This is a genomic window from Fusibacter sp. 3D3 (assembly GCF_001748365.1).
In the GTDB taxonomy this organism is placed as follows: Bacteria; Bacillota; Clostridia; order Peptostreptococcales; family Acidaminobacteraceae; genus Fusibacter_A.
Genome location: NZ_BDHH01000047.1, coordinates 1 through 2,785, shown reverse-complemented (window position 1 = coordinate 2,785; position 2,785 = coordinate 1). Strand labels below are relative to the sequence as shown.

The window sequence follows — 2,785 nt, the reverse complement described above, 5'->3', positions numbered from 1 at the left end:
GCCATAGGACTTATGGAGTCAAATTTATAATTGAGCAAAAAACGAAATTCTTCTATGGTTTCTCGTTCAAGAAGATGCGCTTCATCAAGAATGCATACAACTTTCTTTTTCTGGACGCCCCGCRGGATTTCCACTTCCKTTTGGAGTTGTCGTTTGGCATCACCACGGTAGAACCTTGATTCGATGCCTAATTGATCCAGTAGCCCTTTATAGAACCATCGTGGAGTAAGTTTTGAATCTGAAAGGTATAGGAAAATATAGTCTTCTTTTGAAAGCGTTGAGACAAAGGATCTGATTAGCGTTGATTTGCCACAACCAGCATCAGCAGTGACAACAGCAAATAGTTGTCGGTCGGCTGCATAAGTCAATCTCCCAAGCGCATCTACCACATAAGGTGACTCATAAAGACTGTTTGGAGGAAGATCACGTGTAAATGGTGTGTTTGTCATTTGAAAGAAGGCTTCATACATCGCTACGCGCCTCCTTTCGATAAGATAGCCTCTCGGAATAACCCAAGCGTGTTTTTTCAAGGCTTTAAATAAACACGTATATTTTCATCCTCCACTTTTCAGTAGGAGGTTTTTTCTTTTTTTGCTTTTGAAAATGGAAATTATTCAATGAAATAATTTGATGTTTTTAAAACTTTTTTCATCAAAACACTTGACATTTGAAATTGCGCCTAACAATGAATTTGAAAGGGTTTTTACCTTTAATTCAATGCTTAGGAGGCCATTTATGAAACCAGAAACCATCTCTCATGAAGCTTACCAAAACTTTCTTTTAGAACAGCTTAATATGCATTACAGTAACGGTATTTTAGTCCTCGTTAACAAAGATTGGGCTTTAATTCTAAAATTATGGCTCACTGATCTTTCTTATGTTTCAACTTTGCTTTATAGTTCTTATTCTCCTAAAGGACCTAAACCAAGAGATCCAGCCTCAATGTTACGTTCTTACTTAATTTTCTTATTAACAAGGCCTACCATTGGCATCACTGAGTGGGTAGACGAATTACATCGTGTTCCTTTGTATGCTATTCTCAGTGGGTTTGAACCAGGTGATGTGCCAGGCGTTGGTACTTTTTATGATTTTTTTAAACGCCTCTGGAATAGTGATCAACCTAATAAAAAATCTAAACTCAAACAGAAACTTAAACGGAAAAAGAAGAAGAAAAAGTATAAAAAAGGTGAAAAAGCACCTCTTAAAAAACCCGGTGTTGTTAAGCGATTAGTTGATCGATTTCTCAAATATGGTTCTGCTAAAAAAGATTTACCAACTGATCGATTGTTTGATCTGTTTCAGTCTCAATTTCTTTCTATTTCCGCCAATTTAGGCTTGCTTGGTGACCTTGAAAGTCTTAGTATTGCTGGCGATGGAACACCTTTTGAAACCCAGCGTTATCAAAGAAGCAAAAGCACTTGTGATTGCTTTTCAAAAGGCATTACTGCATGTAACCATCCTAGAATCTATTCCCAACCAGACTCTAACTCCGGCTGGGATAGTTCTAGGGAAAAATACTTTAACGGCTATCATTTGTACATGCTATCTGCCTGTGATAGTCACTATGACTTACCGCTTTATCCAAGCTTGAATCCCGCTTCTAGACACGATTCTATTAGCTTGCTTATTACATTAAGGGATTTCTCTCAAAGGTATACCTTAAGTCCTGTTCAGAGAATTCTTCTTGATGCTGCTCATGATGCTAAAGCTATTTATGAAGTTCTTGACATTAACGATGTCGATGCCTTTATTGATCTTAATCCTAGAACCAAACATAACTTTAGCACAGATTGTGATATTTCTATTTCAGATAAAGGTATTCCCTTATGTCCCAAGGGACTTCCTATGAAACCTAATGGATTTGAAGAAGCTAAAAACAGAAAAAAATGGCGGTGTGCTCTTACAAAAGGTAAATGTAATTCTTGTGATAATCCCTGCTCTGATGCTGCCTATGGGCGTACTTTTCACACGTATCCCAAAGATGACTTGAGGCTATTCACTAAAACACCTAGAGACTCCGATACCTGGAATCACATTTACAAAAGGCGTACTTCTGTTGAACGGTCCAATAAGCGCGAAAAAGTTGATTATCACTTAGAATCCGGTAGACATCGCTCTACTAAAATGCATTCTATTCGCCTTTATGGCATTATGATGTGTCAACACATCGATGCTTGGCATTCCCACTTGAAGAAGAGCTTTAATCTCAATGAACTTATCTTCGCCTAATTCTTATCTTTTTGAAAGTAGAATAGGTCTTTTTGTCGTGCGCATTTTTTTATAAGAATACATTTTATAACTTGATAGACAGATATCTCGACTGATTTCCAGTTAATTTATCCCTTTTCTTTTGGAAATCTAGTTTTTATTCCGAGAGGCTATTAAGAACCGAAGGACAGAGCGTTGGCTTTCATCTGTTGGCTAGTTTTGTGTTGCTTTTGCAATCCTTCAAGGAAACGTGATGTTTCCGGTTCTTTTGGAAGCATACAAAGAGGGAGCTCTGGTTTCACGTCGCAAAAGTTGCCAATTCGAATAGGCTTCGCTTCGAACGATTCTATACCCGGATAAGAAACCGTGAGGATTTCTGGAACCATCGGATCATAGGAAATCTCAACAGTAGCACCAATCAAAGTAGTACTGGTTTCATATTTGAGACCACCTACACTGATACAGGCTCCTTTATCCACGACTCGTGTTTCATGATGTAAGAATGCTTCCCCAACCAGACCAGCATCCAAGAACGTTAACAATCTGGAATCACGGTWCCACTCCTGTCTAGGACTGA

3 protein-coding genes are annotated in these 2,785 nt (G+C 38.2%); 1 reads left to right on the top strand and 2 read right to left on the bottom strand.

What is annotated here, in order from left to right; translation table 11 throughout:
- A partial coding sequence (locus tag F3D3_RS23050; RefSeq protein ID WP_175438483.1) for an ExeA family protein occupies positions 1–470 on the bottom strand: 470 nt, incomplete at its 3' end.
- Between the two features lie 265 nt (positions 471–735).
- Between F3D3_RS23050 and F3D3_RS23045 the strand changes: the two genes are divergently transcribed.
- Positions 736–2,229 (top strand): transposase, encoded by a 1,494-nt coding sequence (locus tag F3D3_RS23045; RefSeq protein ID WP_069876873.1) that lies wholly within the window; start codon positions 736–738, stop codon positions 2,227–2,229.
- Between the two features lie 152 nt (positions 2,230–2,381).
- Here F3D3_RS23045 and F3D3_RS23040 read toward each other — a convergent pair.
- Positions 2,382–2,785: Mu transposase C-terminal domain-containing protein (locus F3D3_RS23040; RefSeq protein WP_207645412.1), on the bottom strand; the 404-nt coding region annotated here is incomplete at its 5' end.